Raw genomic sequence first — 993 nt, forward strand, 5'->3', positions numbered from 1 at the left:
ATAAGAAGAAGTGAAAATGGATAGTTGTTATTAATTTCAGTAATTGTTTTTATTTGGTAAGACATTTTTGGTTTTTTGTCAAAATTAAAAAATAATTGATATTAATTATGTATAATACAAAATGTATTTATAATGGATTTTATTTAAAGAATTATAATTTTGAATATTATTATTCAGAGAAATATTGTGAGATACTGATATAGTGGTACCATAACATCTTTTACATGATGGTAGGGATTATTATATGACGCAAATTGGGGTTATGAGGGAACAAAAAAGGATGTAGAAGAAGCTAGTAAAAAAGCTAACTTACTTGGGCTTAAAGTGGGCTTTCATCTTTCAACACAGTGGTATTAATTTATTTCTAATAGACTTCTCTTTTTTTCAAAGTAGGAAGTACTCTTCATCCACTGGGGATGGAAGTGCTCTGTTGCGTTTGTTGTGTCTTGTCTTGGAGATTTTCGTAAAGAACTAAGTATAAAGAGGGAAGGGTGCTTTAAAAGGAAAAAGGATGACTTTAATGTACAAAAAGGGCAGCATATTGTGCTGCCCTTTTTATTAAATTGAATAGAATGAATAGGCTATTTTTACAGCCTTGATTTAAAACTGATAGCGTATGCCGCCTGAAAAACTAGCTCCAGAGATACCAGTTTTCTGAAGCTTTTGTTGATAGCTGACATCACCATGAAGCGAGAAATTGTGAGACAGTTGCGCATTGATGCCAACGCCGCCTTCAATTGCAGGTCCCATAGGATCAAGGTCAAAATCTCTGCCAATCTGGATGGTACCATTATCACCAAAGGTTTTGATCAAGTTTACTTTTCCATAGAAAGACATCGGACGGTTGTTTTCAGTGGTCATAATGGTTTTTGTCAAACGTCCACCAACACGGATCAACCATTGAGAAGGATTTTTCATATCAACGGTAAAATTATCAGCATCTTCAATGGTATCAAACATCAAATGTTGATAAGCAAGTTGTATTTGGGGCTC

Annotated in this window: 1 protein-coding gene; it reads right to left on the bottom strand. The window is 33.8% G+C overall.

Annotation, left to right across the window (positions count from 1 at the left end; translation table 11 throughout):
• Positions 1–600: 600 nt before the first annotated feature.
• Positions 601–993 (bottom strand): autotransporter outer membrane beta-barrel domain-containing protein (locus ACFIL8_RS11030; protein ID WP_375689827.1); only part of this gene is annotated, 393 nt, incomplete at its 5' end.

It is taken from the genome of Bartonella sp. AP57NXGY (genome assembly GCF_042195805.1).
GTDB lineage: Bacteria > Pseudomonadota > Alphaproteobacteria > Rhizobiales > Rhizobiaceae > Bartonella.